The 19,200-nt window shown below is 60.4% G+C and carries 17 protein-coding genes; 9 read left to right on the forward strand and 8 right to left on the reverse strand.

All coding sequences use genetic code 11. The annotated features are described in order from the left end of the window. Window positions 1-3: 3 nt before the first annotated feature. The 4 genes from ACOYXJ_RS07285 to ACOYXJ_RS07300 are packed head-to-tail and all read right to left on the reverse strand — an operon-like array spanning window position 4 to window position 2,778. Window positions 4-531 carry a pilus assembly protein PilP gene (locus tag ACOYXJ_RS07285; RefSeq protein ID WP_095120722.1) on the reverse strand — a complete coding sequence of 176 codons (528 nt, stop codon included), beginning with the start codon at window positions 529-531 and terminating at the stop codon, window positions 4-6. Continuing rightward, window positions 528-1,151 carry a type 4a pilus biogenesis protein PilO gene (pilO, locus tag ACOYXJ_RS07290; protein ID WP_150707956.1) on the reverse strand — a complete coding sequence of 208 codons (624 nt, stop codon included), beginning with the start codon at window positions 1,149-1,151 and terminating at the stop codon, window positions 528-530. Before pilO ends, ACOYXJ_RS07285 begins: the two co-directional genes overlap by 4 nt. Beyond that, a complete protein-coding gene (locus tag ACOYXJ_RS07295; protein ID WP_095120724.1) occupies window positions 1,148-1,714 on the reverse strand; it encodes a PilN domain-containing protein in 567 nt (188 codons plus the stop codon). Before ACOYXJ_RS07295 ends, pilO begins: the two co-directional genes overlap by 4 nt. Then, entirely contained in the window at window positions 1,714-2,778 is a 1,065-nt protein-coding gene (locus ACOYXJ_RS07300) for a pilus assembly protein PilM (protein ID WP_460368700.1), read from the reverse strand. Before ACOYXJ_RS07300 ends, ACOYXJ_RS07295 begins: the two co-directional genes overlap by 1 nt. A 219-nt stretch (window positions 2,779-2,997) precedes the next feature. On the opposite strand from ACOYXJ_RS07300, the gene ACOYXJ_RS07305 reads away from it, so the two are divergent. Beyond that, window positions 2,998-5,442 (forward strand): penicillin-binding protein 1A, encoded by a 2,445-nt coding sequence (locus ACOYXJ_RS07305; RefSeq protein ID WP_460373098.1) that lies wholly within the window; start codon window positions 2,998-3,000, stop codon window positions 5,440-5,442. Between the two features lie 342 nt (window positions 5,443-5,784). On the opposite strand, the gene ACOYXJ_RS07310 is transcribed toward ACOYXJ_RS07305, so the two are convergent. The 3 genes from ACOYXJ_RS07310 to rpmE form a co-directional block, all read right to left on the reverse strand. After that, the gene (locus tag ACOYXJ_RS07310; protein WP_095120727.1) at window positions 5,785-7,053 is read right to left on the reverse strand and encodes a malic enzyme-like NAD(P)-binding protein; all 1,269 of its coding nucleotides are present in this window, start codon (window positions 7,051-7,053) and stop codon (window positions 5,785-5,787) included. 183 nt (window positions 7,054-7,236) lie between these two features. Continuing rightward, window positions 7,237-8,037 carry a thermonuclease family protein gene (locus ACOYXJ_RS07315; protein WP_460368703.1) on the reverse strand — a complete coding sequence of 267 codons (801 nt, stop codon included), beginning with the start codon at window positions 8,035-8,037 and terminating at the stop codon, window positions 7,237-7,239. A 14-nt stretch (window positions 8,038-8,051) separates the two neighbouring features. Then, window positions 8,052-8,279 carry a 50S ribosomal protein L31 gene (gene rpmE / locus ACOYXJ_RS07320; RefSeq protein ID WP_016984589.1) on the reverse strand — a complete coding sequence of 76 codons (228 nt, stop codon included), beginning with the start codon at window positions 8,277-8,279 and terminating at the stop codon, window positions 8,052-8,054. Window positions 8,280-8,566: 287 nt separating this feature from the next. Here rpmE and ACOYXJ_RS07325 point away from each other — a divergent pair, with 287 nt between their 5' ends. Then, complete coding sequence (locus ACOYXJ_RS07325; protein WP_460368705.1) at window positions 8,567-10,786, forward strand: primosomal protein N'; 2,220 nt, start codon at window positions 8,567-8,569, stop codon at window positions 10,784-10,786. 90 nt (window positions 10,787-10,876) lie between these two features. Here the strand turns inward: ACOYXJ_RS07325 and ACOYXJ_RS07330 are convergent, their stop codons facing one another. Then, entirely contained in the window at window positions 10,877-10,999 is a 123-nt protein-coding gene (locus ACOYXJ_RS07330) for a hypothetical protein (protein ID WP_256579857.1), read from the reverse strand. Between ACOYXJ_RS07330 and argS the strand changes: the two genes are divergently transcribed. The 7 genes from argS to phaZ all read left to right on the forward strand — a co-directional run bounded on the left by argS (window position 10,998) and on the right by phaZ (window position 19,063). Further along, entirely contained in the window at window positions 10,998-12,734 is a 1,737-nt protein-coding gene (gene argS / locus ACOYXJ_RS07335; protein WP_038360050.1) for an arginine--tRNA ligase, read from the forward strand. The genes ACOYXJ_RS07330 and argS overlap by 2 nt on opposite strands. Before the next feature lies 1 nt (window position 12,735). Then, window positions 12,736-13,452 carry an SPOR domain-containing protein gene (locus ACOYXJ_RS07340; RefSeq protein WP_007909385.1) on the forward strand — a complete coding sequence of 239 codons (717 nt, stop codon included), beginning with the start codon at window positions 12,736-12,738 and terminating at the stop codon, window positions 13,450-13,452. Between the two features lie 234 nt (window positions 13,453-13,686). Then, window positions 13,687-14,217, forward strand: a complete 531-nt coding sequence (gene hslV, locus ACOYXJ_RS07345; RefSeq protein WP_016984593.1) for an ATP-dependent protease subunit HslV — start codon at window positions 13,687-13,689, stop codon at window positions 14,215-14,217. A gap of 54 nt (window positions 14,218-14,271) precedes the next feature. After that, the gene (gene hslU, locus ACOYXJ_RS07350) at window positions 14,272-15,609 is read left to right on the forward strand and encodes an ATP-dependent protease ATPase subunit HslU (protein ID WP_095120730.1); all 1,338 of its coding nucleotides are present in this window, start codon (window positions 14,272-14,274) and stop codon (window positions 15,607-15,609) included. A 143-nt stretch (window positions 15,610-15,752) separates the two neighbouring features. Next, complete coding sequence (locus tag ACOYXJ_RS07355; protein WP_191622659.1) at window positions 15,753-16,124, forward strand: gamma-butyrobetaine hydroxylase family protein; 372 nt, start codon at window positions 15,753-15,755, stop codon at window positions 16,122-16,124. Between the two features lie 258 nt (window positions 16,125-16,382). Beyond that, window positions 16,383-18,062 (forward strand): class II poly(R)-hydroxyalkanoic acid synthase, encoded by a 1,680-nt coding sequence (phaC, locus tag ACOYXJ_RS07360; protein ID WP_460368709.1) that lies wholly within the window; start codon window positions 16,383-16,385, stop codon window positions 18,060-18,062. Between the two features lie 146 nt (window positions 18,063-18,208). After that, window positions 18,209-19,063 carry a poly(3-hydroxyalkanoate) depolymerase gene (gene phaZ / locus ACOYXJ_RS07365; protein WP_034152967.1) on the forward strand — a complete coding sequence of 285 codons (855 nt, stop codon included), beginning with the start codon at window positions 18,209-18,211 and terminating at the stop codon, window positions 19,061-19,063. The last annotated feature ends 137 nt before the right edge of the window (window positions 19,064-19,200 follow it).

Consider the following 19,200-nt stretch of genomic DNA (forward strand, 5'->3'; position numbering starts at 1 on the left):
CCACTATGAGTGCTCTTTCAAAGGAATGGTGCGCGGACGCTCCAGCCAGGCGCCTTCGCCGTCGGGCACGATTTCGACGACATCGACTTGGGTGGCGCTGATGGCGACGATGCGACCGTCGTTGCGCCCCAGGTAATCGCCGACTTTTAACCGATGTACGCCGCCAGCACCGCGCAACAACGCAAAGGAGCCGGAAACATTGGAGATCGTGCCAACCATCTCGAACTGCTCGATGTTGAAACCTTCGAGGTATTGCTTGACCCGGTTGGGGTCGGGCTTGACGTTGCGCGAGCCGTGCTTCTGCCCGGCCAGATCGACGCGCACCTGGCGCGAGAACGGACTGCGCAGGTTGGCAGCGCTGTACGTGAATGTTGGGTAAGACCGAAATGTCGGGGTTGGTTCAATCTTGCCTGCCGGGCGCAGGCGCACTTCATTCAAGTAGGCATCAAGGTCACCGAAGTCATCGCTGCCACCACAACCGTTCAACGCGAGCAGCGTCATCGACAACGCGATACAACGAATCGGGCTCATTTCTGCAGCCCCTTGTCGTTATAGCGGTAGGTCTTGGCAAGTATGCTCATGCGTAACTTCGGCCCGCCCTCTTTATCGGCAGGAGCGAGTTCGAAATCATGCAGGGTAACGATGCGCGGCAGTCCAGCCACGCCGCTGACGAAGGTGGCGAGATCGTGATAGGCGCCGGTGACGGTGATCTGAATCGGCAGTTCTATGTAGAACTGCTGGGTGACCTCCGGCAGCAGTTTGATTTCTTCGAACTCCAGACCACTGCCCAGACCGGTACGGGTGATGTCTTCGAGCAGCCCCGGCACTTCGGTGTCACTGGGCAATTGGCGCAACAGCACGCCGAAGGTATTTTCCATTTCCTTCATTTGCTGGGTGTACAGCTCAAGATTGGCTGACAGGCGCGCCTTGCTGGCGAACTGCTCTTTGAGGGTGATCTCTTCCTCACGTTTGAGGTCGAGCTGATTTTCCATGTCACTGATGAAAAAGTTATAGCCAAGCGCCAACACCAGCACCATCAACAGCGCTCCGGCGATAAATTTCACCGCCGCCGGCCACGAACCGATGTTGCTGGTGTCGAGATCGTTGAAATCGATGTCGCGCAAACTTTCAAGCCATTCGGACGGCTTCATTGGTCGTCCTCCACAGCTTGCGGCTGGGTCTGCCGTACGGTCAGTTCAAACGTGTTGGTCTGGTCCACCTGGCCAGCGGTCGTCGCCTTGACTTCGTTGAGACTCGGCGCATCAAACCAGTCCGACGCCTCCAGATTGCGCATCAGGTCCGAGACGCGGTTGTTGGACTCTGCGGCGCCACTGATCGACAGGGTTTTGCCGGCCATCTTCACATCGGTGAAATACACCCCGTCAGGCAGCGTGCGTGCCAATTGATCGAAGATTCGGCCGCTGATCTGCCGGTTGCCCTGCAAGTCCTGGATGATTCGCATGCGCTCGACCAGTTGCTGACGCCGGGCCTTGAGATCGCTGATCTGTTTGATCCGCTCGTCGACCACAGCGATCTGCTTGCCGATGTAATCATTGCGCGCCACTTGCCGCGTAATCGCCGCACTGATGATCTGGTCGGCAATCAGCACCGCGCCGACCGAGCCGACTACCACGCCGATCAAGGCCAGCAGGAAGCGCTTGCGCCGTTCTTCGCGACGCTCCTCGCGCCAGGGTAATAGGTTGATCCGCGCCATCAGTCGAAACTCCTGAGCGCGAGCCCGCAGGCAATCATCAGCGCCGGCGCATCGCTGGCCAGCGCACCGGCGTTGACCTTGCTGCTCAAGGCCATATTGGAAAACGGGTTGGCCACCTGCGTCGGCGTGTTCAGGCGTTGCTCGATCAGCCGGTCCAGCCCAGGCACTGACGCCGTGCCACCGGCGAGCAGAATGTGATCGACGGCGTTGTATTGCCCGGAGGCGAAGAAGAACTGCAATGAGCGTGAGACCTGCTGCACCAGCGCCTCACGGAACGGCTGCAAGACCTCACTGATGTAATCATCGGGCAGACCGCCCTGCTTTTTCGCCAGCCCCGCCTGCTCGAGGGTCAGGCCATAACGCCGCTGGATTTCTTCGGTCAATTGCCGCCCCCCGAACAGTTGCTCGCGGGTATAGATGATCTTGCCGTTGTGCAGGACGCTGAGGGTGGTCATGGTCGCGCCGATGTCGACCACCGCCACGGTCAAGCGCTCCTGAGAGGCCGCCAGTTGCGTTGCCAGCAAGCCGAACGAACGCTCCAGCGCATAAGCCTCGACATCGACCACCCGCGCGGTCAGCCCGGCGAGAGCCAGCGCCGCTTCACGGACTTCGACGTTTTCCTTGCGACAGGCGGCGAGCAACACGTTGACCCGCTCGGGATTGCGCGGTGATACGCCCTGGACTTCAAAGTCGATGGCGACTTCGTCCAGCGGGTAGGGAATGTATTGGTCGGCTTCGATCTTGAGCTGGTTTTCCAGTTCATCGTCGGACAGCCCGGCGTCCATTTCGATGACCTTGGTGATCACGGCGGAACCGGCCACTGCCACCGCCACGCTCTTGAGACCGGTACGCGCCTTGACCAGCACGCGGCTCAGGGCCTGACCGACGCCTTCAAGCTCGGCGATGTTCTTTTCGACCACGGCGTTGACCGGCAATGGCTCTACCGCGTACGCCTCGACCCGGTAGCGGTCACCCTGACGGCTCAGTTCCAGCAGCTTCACTGACGTGGAGCTGATGTCGATCCCCAGTAACGTTCTGGTCTTTTTATTGAAGAGTCCCAGCACTACCAATTCCCTATGACTTTCCGTGAGTTACGGACTCTGTAATACGCATTGCGTTCCTTCACCCCGTCTTGACAGAAGCGCAAATGACGCCCCCAGCAGAAAAGTGCTTATAATGCCCAGCGTTTTTTTCCGCTTTTTACTGCAAGCGCGGATGGTTCTGTGTGTAGCCGGAACCCCGTCGCCAAATTCATTCTTTGCCCTGGATGTTCAAACGCCTTGATTCGTCTGCTGAAATTTTTCGGTTGGTCCATCGTCGCCGTTTTCTGCGGACTGCTTTTAGGTCTCAGCGGCGCGTTTCTTTACCTTAGTCCGGGTTTGCCCTCTGTGGAGGCTCTGCGAAGCATTCAGTTGCAGATTCCACTGCGGGTCTACTCCAGCGACAACAAGTTGATCGCAGAATTTGGCGAAATGCGCCGTACACCGATCCGTTTCGCCGACATTCCCCCCAATTTCATTAATGCGTTACTAAGTGCTGAAGACGACAACTTCGCCAACCACTATGGCGTCGATCCGAGCAGCCTGATGCGTGCGGCGACCCAATTGGTCAAAAGCGGCCACATTCAGTCCGGCGGCAGCACCATCACCATGCAGGTGGCGAAGAACTTCTTCCTGACCAGCGAACGCAGCTTCTCGCGCAAAACCACCGAAATTCTGCTGGCCCTGCAGATCGAACGACAGCTGACCAAGGATGAAATCCTTGAGCTGTACGTGAACAAGATCTATCTGGGTAACCGCGCCTACGGCATCGAGGCGGCGGCGCAGGTGTATTACGGCAAGTCGATCCGTGATGTCAGCCTGGCGCAGATGGCGATGATCGCCGGCCTGCCGAAAGCCCCGTCGCGCTTCAACCCGCTGGCCAACCCGGCGCGCAGTAAAGAACGCCGCGACTGGATCCTCGGGCGCATGTACAAGCTCGGCAAGATCAGCGAAGCGGACTACACCGCCGCCATCAATGAGCCGCTGAACGCCAGCTATCACGTGCCGACCCCGGAAGTGAACGCGCCGTACATCGCCGAAATGGCCCGTGCCGAAATGGTCGGCCGCTACGGCAGCGATGCCTATACGGAAGGTTTCCGCGTCACCACCACGGTGCCGAGCAATCTGCAGGAAATGGCCAATACCGCGCTGCACGAAGGTTTGATGACCTACGACCAGCGTCACGGCTACCGCGGCCCCGAGTCGCGCCTGCCAGGCAAGACGCGCGAAGCGTGGGCCAGTGAGCTGACCAAACAACGCACCATCAGCAGTCTCGAGCCGGTCATCGTCACCCAGGTCGACAAGAACGGCCTGCAAGTGCTGACCCGCACCGGGGAGGAGCACGTTGCCTGGGACACCATGAAATGGGCGCGTCCGTTCCTCAACACCAACAGCATGGGCGCCAATCCGCGTCAGCCGTCGGATGTCGCGCAGGTCGGCGATCTGGTTCGTGTGCAGCGTCAGAAAGACAATTCGCTGAAGTTCAGCCAGATCCCGCAGGCACAAGGTGCGCTGGTTTCGCTGGATCCGCAGAACGGCGCGATTCGCTCGCTGGTCGGCGGTTTCGCCTTCGAACAGAGCAACTACAACCGTGCCATGCAGGCCAAGCGTCAGCCGGGCTCGAGCTTTAAGCCGTTCGTCTACAGCGCTGCGCTGGACAGCGGCTACACCGCTGCCACGCTGGTCAACGATGCGCCAATCGTGTTCGTCGACGAGTACCTGGACAAGGTCTGGCGTCCGAAGAACGACACCAACACCTTCCTCGGCCCGATCCGCTTGCGTGAGGCGCTGTACAAGTCGCGCAACCTGGTGTCGATCCGCTTGCTGCAAGCGATGGGCGTGGGCAAAACCATCGACTACATCACCCGTTTCGGCTTCAACAAGCAGGATCTGCCGCCAAACCTGTCGCTGGCGCTGGGCACCGCAACGCTGACGCCGATGGAGATCGCCACCGGTTGGAGTACGTTCGCCAACGGCGGTTACAAGATCACCCCGTACATCATCGACAAGATCGAAAGCCGCAATGGCGACACGTTGTTCGTCGCCAACCCGCCGACCGTGCCGCAGGGTGGTTCGGCGACGGACGGTATCGCTGCGCCGAGCACTGAGTCGTTCACGGTCAATGCCGCGCCGGTTCCGGGTGAAGCGCCGGGCAATGCTGCCGTACCGCAAGCACCAGCCGTGGCCGAGCGCATTGTCGACGGTCGTACCACCTACATCCTCAACAGCATGTTGCAGGACGTGATCAAGCTCGGCACTGGCCGTCGCGCGCTGGCCATGGGCCGCAGCGATATCGCCGGTAAAACCGGTACCACCAACGAATCGAAAGATGCGTGGTTCTCCGGCTACAACGCCGATTACGTGACCACGGTCTGGACCGGTTTCGACCAGCCGGAAAGCCTCGGTCGTCGCGAGTTCGGTGGCACGGTGGCGTTGCCGATCTGGATGAACTACATGTCGGCGGCGCTGAAGGACAAGCCGCCGCATGTGCAGCCTGAGCCGGAAGGCTTGCTGAGTCTGCGTGTGGATCCGGTCAGTGGCCGTGCAGCTACACCGAGCACACCGGGCGCGTACTTCGAGCTGTTCAAGTCTGAGGACACACCGCCGTCGGTGAATGAGCTGGGCAATGGCACGGCGCCGGGCAGCCCGCTGCCGGCGGATGAGCAGGCGCCGATCGATTTGTTCTGATCCAGCGGTATTGAAAAGCCCCGCCTTCGTGAGAAGAGCGGGGCTTTTTTGTGGCTGAAGATCAAGAGCCCCTCACCCTAGCCCTCTCCCATAGGGAGAGGGGACTGACCGTGGCAGATTCGCGAGGTACACCGACCGAAAGTGCATCAGCGCCTATGGATTCAACACAGCACGTTCAGGTCGGCGTAACTCTCAAGCATCCCCCAATCAGTCCCCTCTCCCCCTGGGAGAGGGTTAGGGTGAGGGCCCTTGTCGATATGAAATGCGATCCTGAGAATTCCCGAAAACAAAAAAGCCCCGACTCTCACGAGCCGGGGCTTTCAATTGAAGCGCTACAACGACTTAGCCGTTGAACACGTCATCCACGCTTTTCAGCGGGTAGTTCTTCGGATACGGCAAGGTCGCCACACCGGTCTCGATCGCGGCCTTGGCCACAGCGTCGGAGATCAGGGTGATCAGGCGCTTGTCCATTGGCTTCGGAATGATGTACTCACGACCGAATTCCAGCGGCGCGCCGCCGTAGGCATCGCACACGTCCTGTGGCACTGGCAGCTTGGCCAGTTCACGCAGAGCGTTGGCGGCAGCCACTTTCATTTCTTCGTTGATGCGCTTGGCGCGAACGTCCAGGGCACCACGGAAGATGAACGGGAAGCCCAGTACGTTGTTGACCTGGTTCGGGTAGTCCGAACGGCCGGTGGCCATGATCACGTCGCTACGGGTAGCGTGCGCCAGCTCCGGGGAGATTTCCGGATCCGGGTTCGAGCAGGCGAACACGATCGGGTTCGGTGCCATCGACAGCAGGCCTTCAGCGCTCAGCAGGTTCGGGCCGGACAGACCGACGAACACGTCAGCGCCTGCCAGTGCGTCAGCCAGGCTGCGCTTGTCGGTTGCGTGAGCGAATACTGCTTTGTATTGGTTCAGGTCGTCACGGCCGGAGTGGATCACGCCGGTACGGTCAACCATGAAGATGTTTTCGATGCGTGCGCCCATGCTCACCAGCAATTTCATGCAGGAGATGGCGGCAGCACCGGCGCCCAGGCAGACAATCTTCGCTTCCGGCAGGGTTTTGCCAGCGATTTCCAGGGCGTTGATCATGCCCGCAGCGGTCACGATCGCGGTGCCGTGCTGGTCATCGTGGAACACCGGAATGTCGCACTGCTCGATCAGAGCACGTTCGATCTCAAAGCACTCTGGCGCCTTGATGTCTTCCAGGTTGATGCCACCGAAGGTGATGGAAATGCGTTTTACAGTGTCGATGAAGGCTTGCGGGCTTTCGGAGTCGACTTCGATGTCGAAAACGTCGATGCCGGCGAAGCGCTTGAACAGTACGCCTTTACCTTCCATCACTGGCTTGGAGGCCAATGGGCCGAGGTTGCCCAGACCGAGAATCGCGGTGCCATCGGAAATGACTGCAACCAGGTTGCCCTTGCCGGTGTATTTGTAGGCCAGTTCAGGATCGCGAGCGATCTCACGCACTGGTTCAGCTACGCCGGGGCTGTAGGCCAGCGACAAGTCGCGAGCGGTAGCAGTGGCCTTGGTGAGCTCGACACTCAGCTTCCCTGGACGAGGATTGGCATGATATTCGAGAGCGGCAGTTTTCAGATCAGACATTTTGGCATTCCGCTTTTTACTGTTGGACAGACTGGTCAGCGAGGATACGCGCCTCGCAAAGTCCCCACAAGACTGAGCGGTCACCCCTGTCAAGCGCCCTGCCCTACGACTTTGGGCCAAGAGCCACGGCGCACAAGGGCTGGACTGTTCACAATCGACAGAAAAAATGTCTACAATTTTTCTTCAGCGCGGCGTTTGCAACATTGAAGGATCCGTCAACGGAAGTAGCCATCGCGACTGACCGGATTGCAATCCACCGCGCCGGGAACGATCAACGATCCAGCCGCGAGCCTCGATCTGCTTGCCTTTCAGCGCCTGCAAATGGGCATTGTCGAATTGTCCGACCAGATTGGGTGCAACGCGCAATACAAGCGCATCCTGCAACTCGATCCAGATTCCGCCTCGATTGCGCTGAACCTTGCTCACACGCCCACTGATCACGGCGAAACCCGAGCGCTGAATCTGCTCCGCTTTCAGTACAGGAGATTGCCGCCAAAGGCCCAGCCCGGTGTTTCGCGCGCTGCGTTCGGCGGCTTGCAGGCAGGCGACGAGATCGACATTCGGCGCCACCGCGACCTGGAAACCGAGACCATCGGCGAGCATTTGCGCTTCGAGATTGGCGCCGCTGGCGCTGTAAACATGCGCGAGCGTACGCCCGTAATGGTCTTTGGCTTGCTTGCCGGGCAGCAATCCGACGCGTCCACCGCTGGCATCGACCAGCGCTTGCAGGCGTTTGCGTGCCGCCACGGCGAAGGGTTCGTCGCTGCGGCCCTGCCTGCCCAGTTCAGGCGTGTTGAGGCCGATCATGCGTACGCTGCGACCATCGCTCAGGCGCAGCGTGTCGCCATCGACCACGCGCTGCACGGCGACGCTGGTCAGACCAGCAGGCGCCGGGCAAAAGGCCTGCGCGCCGGACAGCCAAATCGCAGACACAAAAAAGGCGCCCGCGAGGGACGCCTTTTTCAGCAACGAGGAAAAGCCCACCGGGCTCTTCAACCTTACTCTGCAGCAGCAGGTTTCTTGCCGAAAGCACCGAAACGGTCTGCGAAGCGCTGAACGCGGCCGCCAGTGTCCAGAGTCTTCTGCTTACCGGTGTAGAACGGGTGGCATTCGTTGCAAACGTCGATTGGCAGAGCTTTGCCGAAAGTCGAACGAGTTTCGAACTTGTTGCCACAGCTGCAGGTAACAGCGATGACTGGGTAATTCGGGTGAATATCAGCTTTCATGGTGTCTTCCTCAGCTAGCGTGCCGCCACCCAACACTATTGTTGAATACCGCACGTAATTAGGCCGCGGATTCTACCAGACCTTTTCAAACACGCAAGCTGTCACCGAGACCGACCGTCTGCTAGGCTCCCGACCCAATACGCGATTCCCTTGTAGGAGTGAGCCTGCTCGCGATAGCGGTATTTCAGACGACATAAATGTTGAATGACAGACCGCTATCGCGAGCAGGCTCACTCCTACAAGGTTATGTGCCTAGCCCTCCCGCCTGTTGATAGAGATCCCCCCGCGTGCCCGACGCCATTCTGCGCCTCGCCCTGCCTTCACCCTTGCGCCGCCTGTTCGACTATCGGGCCCCGGCCGGCGTGCTGCGTGAACAATTGCAGCCGGGCATGCGCCTGCGGGTACCGTTCGGTCGACGCGAGATGATCGGGATTCTGGTCGAGGTTACCGACACCAGCGAAGTGCCGGTGGAAAAACTCAAACCGGCGCTGGCCCTGCTCGATGCCACAGCGCCACTGCCACCGGCGCTGTTCAAGCTGTGCCTGTGGACCTCGCAGTATTATCAACACAGCCTCGGCGATACGCTGAGTTGGGCGCTGCCGGTGCTGTTGCGGCAGGGCGAACTGGCTGAAGCTCGGCAAGAACGCTTCTGGTCAGCCGTACCCGGCGCCAGCCTTGAGGACCCGCGCATTGCCCGCGCGCCGCGTCAGCGCGAAGCACTCGCGACGCTGGCCCAGCACCCGCACGGCGTCGCCCATCAGTTGCTGAGCAAACTGACGCTGAGCAAGGACAGTCTCGATCTGCTGCTGGCCAAAGGTCTGGTGCAAGTGGAAATCCGCCGCCACGCACCCGGCGCGCGCCATGAGCACTGGCTGGCGCAACCGGAATTACCGCTCAACACCGAACAGCGCGCCGCATATGAGGCGATCCGCGCCGGGTTCGACAGTTATCACGCGTTCCTGCTGGCCGGCGTCACCGGCAGCGGCAAGACCGAAGTCTATTTGCAACTGATCCGCGAAACCCTCGAAGCCGGCAAGCAGGCATTGGTACTGATCCCGGAGATCAACCTCGGCCCGCAGACCCTGGCGCGCTTCGAGCAGCGTTTCAATGCGCGGATCGCCCTGCTGCACTCGGCAGTCAATGACCGCGAGCGCCTCGATGCCTGGCTCGCGGCACGCGATGGCGAGGCCGACATTATTATCGGCACTCGCTCGGCGCTGTTCACGCCGATGAAAAATCCCGGGCTGATCATCATCGATGAAGAGCACGACGGCTCTTATAAACAGCAGGAAGGTTTGCGCTACCACGCCCGCGATCTGGCGCTGGTGCGTGCGCGGCAGGAAAACATCCCGATCGTGCTCGGTTCTGCGACACCATCGCTGGAAAGCCTGCACAACGCCTACACCGGCCGTTACGGCCTCCTACGCCTGAATGAACGGGCCGGCGGTGCCAAGCAACCACGTTTTCTACGCCTCGATGTAAAAAGTCGCCCACTCGACAGCGGTATTTCCGGGCCGATGCAGCAGGCCATCGGTCAGACGCTGGCGAATGGGCAACAGGTGCTGGTGTTCCTCAACCGTCGCGGCTTTGCGCCAACGTTGCTCTGCCACGACTGCGGCTGGATGTCCGAATGCTCGCGCTGCGATGCGCGAATGACCGTGCATCAGCGTTACGGCGAATTGCGTTGCCACCACTGTGGCTACGTCGAACGCACCCCGCGCCAGTGTCCGAAGTGCAACAAGGTCGATCTGCGCCCGGTCGGCGCGGGCACTGAACGTGCCGAAGAACGTCTGGCGATTCTATTTCCCGATTACCCGGTGCTGCGCGTCGACCGCGACAGCACCTCGCGCAAAGACGCGATGAATCAGCTGTTCGCGACGATTCAGAAAGGCCAGCCGTGCATTCTGGTCGGCACACAGATGTTGGCCAAAGGGCACCACTTTCCACGAGTGACACTGGTTTCGATCCTCGACGCTGACGGCGGTTTGTTCTCCGGCGACTTCCGCGCCAGCGAGCGCATGGCGCAGTTGATCGTGCAAGTCGCTGGTCGTGCCGGGCGAGCAGAAGAGCCGGGTAAGGTGATCATCCAGACTCACCTCGCCGACCATCCTTTATTGGTGCAACTCACCGAGCAGGGTTATTTCGCCTTTGCCGAGCAGGCCTTGAGTGAACGCCGCGCTGCCGGGCTGCCGCCGTTTGCGCATCTGGCGTTGTTGCGTGCCGAAGCGCACAAACCGGGACAGGCGGAAGGTTTTCTCGATGAGGCGTGTAGCGAGGCCGAGCGTTTGCTGGCCGAACAGAATCTGAGCGGGATTGAATTGCTTGGGCCGGTGCCAGCGCCGATGGAACGCCGCGCCGGGCGTTATCGCGCGCAGCTGTTGTTGCAGGCGACGGCGCGGGCACCGTTGCACCGGTTGCTGGCCAGTTGGTTGCTGGAGCTGGAGCAGATGCCGAGCGGGCGCGCAGTGCGCTGGTCGCTGGATGTCGACCCTGTAGATTTGTATTGATAGAAAGATCGCCTTCGCGAGCAGGCTCGCTCCCACAAGGACTGCGCAGTACCTGTGGGAGCGCGCCTGCTCGCGAAAATGATCTATTTGTCACCACATATCCATAAGCTGCCTGCTAAGGTTGGCAAGCCCGTCTTCGCAACGGATAATGCCCAGTTTTTCCACCCGCGCATCGATGCGCCCGCCGCGCTTGCGGTCGAAAGAGAAGACCATGAAAGACACCATTCGCCAGCTGATCCAACAAGCCCTCACCCAACTCGTCAACGAAGGTGTGTTGCCTGAAGGCCTGTCGCCGGCGATTCAGGTGGAGAACGCCCGTGACAAGACCCACGGCGACTTCGCCAGCAACATCGCGATGATGCTGGCGAAGCCTGCGGGCATGAAGCCGCGCGATCTGGCGGAAAAAATCATCGCCGCGCTGCCGGCTGACGAGAACGTCACCAAGGCCGAAATCGCCGGTCCGGGCTTCATCAACTTCTTCCAGAACACCCAGGCTTTGGCCTCGCGTCTCGACGCTGCATTGGCTGATGCCCATGTTGGCGTACGCAAGGCCGGCCCGGCGCAACGCACCGTGGTCGACCTGTCGGCACCGAACCTGGCCAAAGAGATGCACGTCGGCCACTTGCGCTCGACGATCATCGGCGACGGTGTGGCCCGCGTACTCGAATTCCTCGGCGATGAAGTGATCCGTCAGAACCACGTCGGCGACTGGGGTACCCAGTTCGGCATGCTGATGGCTTATTTGCAGGAAAACCCGATCACCAGCGACGAGCTGTCTGACCTGGAAAACTTCTACCGCGCCGCCAAACAGCGTTTCGATGAATCCGCAGAGTTTGCCGACCGCGCCCGTGGTCTGGTGGTCAAGCTGCAGGCCGGCGATGCCGAGTGCCTGGCGCTGTGGACCAAGTTCAAGGACATCTCGCTGTCGCACTGCCAGAAGATCTACGAACTGCTCAACGTCAAACTGACCATGGCCGACGTGATGGGCGAAAGCGCCTACAACGACGACCTGATCAACGTGGTCAACGATCTGAAAGCCGCTGGCATGCTGGTCGAAAGCAACGGCGCGCAGTGCGTGTTCCTCGACGAGTTCAAGAACGCTGACGGCGACCCGCTGCCAGTGATCATCGTCAAGGCTGACGGCGGTTACCTGTACGCCACCACTGACTTGGCGGCCGTGCGCTACCGCAGCGGCAAGCTGAAAGCCGATCGCGCGCTGTACTTCGTCGACCAGCGTCAGGCTCTGCACTTCCAGCAAGTGTTCGCCGTGGCGCGCAAGGCCGGCTTCGTCACCCATCCGATGGAGATGGAACACATGGGCTTCGGCACCATGAACGGCGCCGACGGCCGTCCGTTCAAGACCCGTGACGGCGGCACCGTGAAGCTGATCGATCTGCTGACCGAAGCGCAGGAACGCGCCTATAGCCTGGTGAAAGAGAAGAACCCGGAACTGGCCGAAGACGAACTGCGCAACATCGCCAAAGTCGTCGGCATCGGCGCGGTGAAGTACGCCGACCTGTCGAAGCACCGCACCAGCGACTACAGCTTCAACTTCGACCTGATGCTGAATTTCGAAGGCAACACCGCGCCGTACCTGCTGTATGCCTACACCCGTGTGGCCGGTGTATTCCGCAAACTGGGCAAGGACTTCAGCGAAGTCGATGGCCAGATCGTGCTGGAAGCCGCACATGAGCAAGAGCTGGCGGCGAAACTGGCGCAGTTCGGTGAAGTGCTGAACAACGTCTCCGACAAAGGCACGCCGCACATTCTCTGCACTTATCTGTACGACGTTGCCGGTCTGTTCTCCAGTTTCTACGAGAACTGCCCGATCCTCGCCGCCGAAACCCCGGCCCAGATGCAGAGCCGTCTGCGCCTGGCCGCGCTGACCGGTCGCACCCTCAAGCAAGGCCTGGAGCTGTTGGGTCTGGAAACTCTGGAGCGTATGTAAGTTGGCTGCCAAGAAAAAACCTGCACCCAAGCGTGGCGCCAGCCGTTACCAAGCTCCTGCGAAGCAACCGATTCCGGGCTGGCTGTGGATGGCCATCGGCCTGACGGTCGGCGCGTTCATCGTGTTTCTGATGAAGCTCGAGCCGGGCAAGGGCAGCGACACGGTCAAGCGTGAGAAGGTCGAACAGGCGCAACAGCAGAAAGCGTCGAAAATCGCCGAGGCCAACAAGACCCCGCCGAGCCCGACGCAACCGGTGAAGCCGAAGTACGACTTCTACACCCTGTTGCCGGAATCGGAAGTGATCGTGCCGCCGGACGCCGTCCCGGAGAAGACCCTGCCGACGCCACAAGTGCCGGCCATCCCGACCACGCCGGTGACACCGGCAGAAGCGGCGAAGATCGACACCGCGCGCGCTCAGGCAGCGTTGGCCGGGATTACCCCGCCGCCAGCACCGCCTGTGAGCAAAGCCGCGCCGGTGACCAAGTTCTTCTTGCAGGCCGGTTCGTTCCGCAAGGAAACCGATGCCGATAAAGTCCGCGCGCAGATCATTCTGCTCGGCCAAGCGGTGGCGGTTGAATCCGGCACGGTGAAGGATGAAACCTGGTACCGCGTTTTGGTCGGCCCGTTCAGCAACCGTGAACAACTGACCACCGCGCAGAAACAACTGGCCGGCGCCGGATTCAGCAACCTGTTGTTACAACAACGCCAGAGCCGCTGATTCCACCAGTAGTACCGCGTCATCGTTCATTCGCGAGCAGGCTCGCTCCCACAGGAATAACGCAATCCCTGTGGGAGCGAGCCTGCTCGCGAAGGCGTCTTATCAAGCACTAGATCCCCCCGATCAACCACCCGCCGTTCGTCCCTCCGCACCCTCCCCGGTTGAAATCCTCTCCAGCACCCCCATATGAATGGGCATAAGGCACTTTCGCCCCGCTGTGTGGAGACTCTTCCCTTGACCACCATCGTTTCAGTCCGCCGTCACGGCAAAGTCGTCATGGGCGGCGACGGCCAGGTTTCTCTCGGCAATACCGTGATGAAAGGCAACGCGAAAAAAGTCCGTCGCCTGTACCACGGCCAGGTCATCGCCGGTTTCGCCGGTGCCACTGCCGACGCCTTTACCCTCTTCGAACGTTTCGAAGGCCAGCTTGAAAAACATCAGGGCCACCTGGTGCGCGCCGCTGTCGAACTCGCCAAAGAATGGCGCACCGACCGCTCCCTGAGCCGCCTCGAAGCCATGCTCGCGGTCGCCAACAAGGACGCCTCGCTGATCATCACCGGCAACGGTGACGTGGTCGAACCCGAAGATGGCCTGATCGCCATGGGCTCCGGCGGCGGTTACGCGCAGGCTGCGGCCAGCGCGCTGCTGAAAAAGACCGACCTGTCGGCCCGTGAAATCGTCGAAACCGCCCTCGGTATCGCCGGCGACATTTGTGTATTCACCAACCACACTCAGACCATTGAGGAGCAGGATCTCGCTGAATAAGCCTGACGCGGCCCTGTGCCACGGCTTGTTTCTGCTTGAGGACCGTCAATTACTATGTCCATGACTCCCCGCGAAATCGTCCACGAACTCAACCGCCACATCATCGGCCAGGACGATGCCAAGCGCGCCGTCGCGATTGCCCTGCGCAACCGCTGGCGCCGCATGCAGCTGCCTGAAGAGCTGCGCGTTGAAGTGACCCCGAAGAACATCCTGATGATCGGCCCGACCGGTGTCGGTAAAACCGAGATCGCCCGCCGTCTGGCGAAACTGGCCAACGCGCCGTTCATCAAGGTCGAAGCGACCAAGTTCACCGAAGTCGGCTACGTCGGCCGTGACGTCGAGTCGATCATCCGTGATCTGGCCGACGCCGCGATCAAGATGCTCCGCGAGCAGGAAATGACCCGCGTGCGCCACCGCGCCGAAGACGCTGCCGAGGATCGTATCCTCGACGCATTGCTGCCGCCGGCGCGCATGGGCTTCAGCAATGAAGAAGCGCCAAGCAGCGATTCCAACACCCGTCAGTTGTTCCGCAAGCGCCTGCGCGAAGGTCAGCTGGATGACAAGGAAATCGAGATCGAAGTCGCCGAAGTGGCCGGCATCGAAATCGCCACGCCGCCTGGCATGGAAGAGATGACCAACCAGTTGCAGTCCTTGTTCGCCAACATGGGCAAGGGCAAGAAGAAGGCGCGCAAGCTCAAGGTCAAAGAAGCCCTGAAGCTGGTGCGCGACGAAGAAGCCGGGCGTCTGGTCAATGAAGAAGAGCTGAAGGCCAAAGCGCTGGAAGCGGTTGAACAGCACGGTATCGTGTTCATCGACGAAATCGACAAAGTCGCCAAGCGTGGCAACGTCGGCGGCGCCGATGTGTCCCGTGAAGGCGTGCAGCGCGACCTGCTGCCGCTGATCGAAGGCTGCACCGTCAACACCAAACTGGGCATGGTCAAGACTGACCACATTCTGTTCATCGCCTCTGGTGCTTTCCACTTGAGCAAGCCGAGCGATCTGGTGCCTGAGCTGCAAGGTCGTTTGCCGATCCGCGTCGAACTCAAGGCCCTGAGCCCGTCGGACTTCGAGCGCATCCTCAGCGAACCGCATGCCTCGCTCACCGAGCAATATTGCGCGCTGCTGAAGACCGAAGGCCTGAACATCCAGTTTCAGCCCGAAGGCATCAAGCGTCTGGCGGAGATCGCCTGGCAGGTCAACGAGAAGACCGAGAACATCGGCGCCCGTCGTCTGCACACGCTGCTTGAGCGTCTGCTTGAAGAGGTGTCGTTCAGCGCCGGCGATCTGGCCAGCACCCACGATGAGCAGCCGATTCTGATCGACGCCGAGTACGTCAACAGCCACCTCGGCGAATTGGCGCAGAACGAAGACCTGTCCCGTTATATCCTGTAAGCCATACTTACAGATGTAATGGAACTGTGGGAGCGAGCCTGCTCGCGAAGACGGCAGTACATTCAACCCTTGTGTTGACTGAACCACCGCTTTCGCGAGCAGGCTCGCTCCCACAAGGTTCCGCACCAGACGGATACCTGCTCATGATCCCCACCGACATCAAACTGCACAAAGCCTCGAAAACCCTGACGCTCACCTACGCGTCCGGCGAGGAATACACACTGCCCGCCGAATTCCTGCGCGTGCATTCCCCTTCCGCCGAGGTCCAGGGCCACGGCAAACCGATCCTGCAATTCGGCAAGCTCAACGTCGGTCTGAGCAAGCTGGAACCGGCCGGTCACTACGCACTGAAACTGACCTTCGACGATGGTCATGACAGCGGCTTGTTCACCTGGGACTATCTCTACGAACTCGGCAAACGCCAGAACGAACTCTGGGACGATTATCTGGCCGAGCTGCGCGCCGCCGGAAAATCCCGCGACCCGAACGAGTCGTTCGTCAAGCTGATGCTCTAGTCCGTGGCTCTTGCTCTTTAGAGGGCATTTTCTAAATTCATCTGTTTGAATGCTCTGCTGTGTGGCCGAGGATCGGCCTGCTTGCGAAAAAAATTAAACTCGGGTAACCAATGGAGCTGGCAAGTTCCCTGCAATGCTCTACGACTGTAAAGCAGCTATGCAGAATTAACGGTCACCCGAGCAGTAGTACCTGGCATTGGCTGTGGAACTGCACAGCAGAAAACCGGGTACTCGTCTCAGGACAATGGAGCGTCGTAGATGAGTAACAAGAATAACGATGACCTGAAGTACCAAGCCTCGGAAAACACCCTGGGGCTTAATCCCGTCGTTGGGCTACGCGGAAAGGATCTGCTGGCCTCTGCTCGCATGGTGCTGAAACAGGCCATCAGACAACCGATCCATAGCGTCAAACACGTCACCCATTTCGGCCTCGAACTGAAGAACGTGTTGTTCGGCAAATCCGAACTGCAACCGGCAGGCGATGACCGTCGCTTTGCCGATCCTGCGTGGAGCCAGAACCCGCTCTACAAACGCTATCTGCAAACTTACCTGGCGTGGCGCAAGGAACTCCATGCCTGGATTGATGACAGCAGTCTCTCCCCCAAAGACATCGCCCGCGGCCACTTCGTCATCAACCTGATGACAGAAGCCATGGCTCCGACCAATACGGCGGCCAATCCGGCAGCGGTGAAACGCTTCTTCGAAACCGGCGGCAAAAGCCTGCTCGATGGCCTCTCGCATCTGGCCAAGGATCTGGTGCACAACGGCGGCATGCCGAGCCAGGTCAACATGGGCGCGTTCGAGGTCGGCAAGAGCCTCGGTGTCACCGAAGGCGCGGTGGTGTTTCGCAACGACGTGCTGGAACTGATCCAGTACAAGCCGATCACCGAGCAGGTCCACGAGCGCCCATTGCTGGTGGTGCCGCCGCAGATCAACAAGTTCTACGTATTCGACTTGAGCCCGGACAAGAGTCTGGCGCGCTTTTGCCTGCGCAATAACGTGCAGACGTTTATCGTCAGCTGGCGCAACCCGACCAAGGCCCAGCGCGAGTGGGGCCTGTCGACCTATATCGATGCGCTGAAAGAAGCGGTCGACGTGGTCACCGCAATCACCGGCAGCAAAGACGTGAACATGCTCGGCGCCTGCTCCGGCGGCATCACCTGCACCGCCCTGCTCGGCCACTACGCGGCGATCGGCGAGAAGAAGGTCAATGCCCTCACGCTGCTGGTCAGCGTGCTCGACACGACGCTGGACAGCGACGTCGCCCTGTTCGTCGACGAGCAGACCCTGGAGACCGCCAAGCGCCACTCGTATCAGGCCGGCGTGCTCGAAGGCAAAGACATGGCCAAGGTCTTCGCGTGGATGCGCCCCAACGACCTGATCTGGAACTACTGGGTCAACAACTACCTGCTCGGCAATGAGCCGCCGGTGTTCGACATCCTGTTCTGGAACAACGACACCACCCGGTTGCCCGCCGCGTTCCATGGCGACCTGATCGAGATGTTCAAAAACAATCCACTGATCCGCCCGAATGCACTGGAAGTGTGCGGCACGCCGATCGACCTCAAGCAGGTCACGGCCGACATCTTCTCGCTGGCCGGCACCAACGACCACATCACCCCGTGGAAGTCCTGCTACAAGTCGGCGCAGTTGTTCGGTGGCAAGGTCGAGTTCGTGCTGTCGAGCAGCGGCCATATCCAGAGCATCCTGAACCCGCCGGGCAACCCGAAATCGCGTTACATGACCGGCGAAGAGATGGCGGCCAATGCCGATGAGTGGCAAGAAAACTCGACCAAGCACACCGACTCCTGGTGGCTGCACTGGCAGACGTGGCAGGCCGAGCGCTCGGGCAACCTGAAAAAGGCCCCGGTGAAACTGGGCAACAAGGCGTATCCGGCGGGTGAAGCCTCGCCGGGCACTTATGTACATGAGCGGTAACTGACACCACCCCGTCATTGTGGGAGCGAGCCTGCTCGCGAAAGCGCTCATTCAATCAACATTGATGTTGGATGACACGACGCCTTCGCGAGCAGGCTCGCTCCCACAAGGGGCGGGGTGTACTTGAAATCCACAGGGCCTGAAGCATGCCGCAACCGTTCATATTCCGTACCGTCGATCTGGATGGCCAGACCCTCCGCACGGCGGTACGCCCCGGCAAGCCTCACTTGACGCCCTTGCTGATTTTCAACGGCATCGGCGCCAACCTGGAGCTGGTGTTTCCGTTTGTCGCGGCGCTGGACCCGGATCTGGAAGTGATCGCCTTCGACGTGCCCGGTGTTGGCGGTTCCTCGACGCCGAACCGTCCGTATCGCTTTCCCGGGCTGGCCAAGCTGACGTCACGGATGCTCGATTACCTCGACTACGGCCAGGTCAACGTCATCGGCGTGTCGTGGGGTGGCGCACTCGCGCAGCAGTTCGCCTACGACTACCCCGAGCGCTGCAAGAAACTGGTGCTGGCGGCGACCGCGGCCGGTGCGGTGATGGTGCCGGGCAAACCGAAAGTGCTGTGGATGATGGCCAGTCCGCGGCGCTACATTCAGCCTTCCCACGTGATCCGCATCGCCCCGCTGATCTACGGCGGCTCGTTCCGCCGCGATCCGACCCTGGCCGCCAGCCACGCGGCTAAAGTCCGTTCGGCGGGCAAGCTGGGCTATTACTGGCAACTTTTCGCTGGCCTTGGCTGGACGAGTATTCATTGGCTGCACAAGATCCATCAGCCGACGCTGGTGCTGGCCGGCGATGACGATCCGCTGATCCCGCTGATCAACATGCGCATGCTCGCCTGGCGCATTCCCAACGCCCAACTGCACATCATCGACGACGGTCATCTGTTCCTGATTACCCGCGCCGAAGCGGTGGCGCCGATCATCATGAAATTTCTTCAGGAGGAACGTCAGCGTGCAGTGATGCACCCGCATCCGACACCGCTCGGCGGTTAATCCCGACGGCAGGCTTTATGCAGTGCTTTAACAAAGAGTGCGCGGCAGGACGCCGCGCAGGCAGCAACCCGCAACAGCGTCTATGGTGTTCTGGTTCGGTGAGTTTGTTTTTGACCTGAAGACGAAGGAGTGTTGAG

It is taken from the genome of Pseudomonas sp. Tul2A7, from assembly GCF_054790505.1.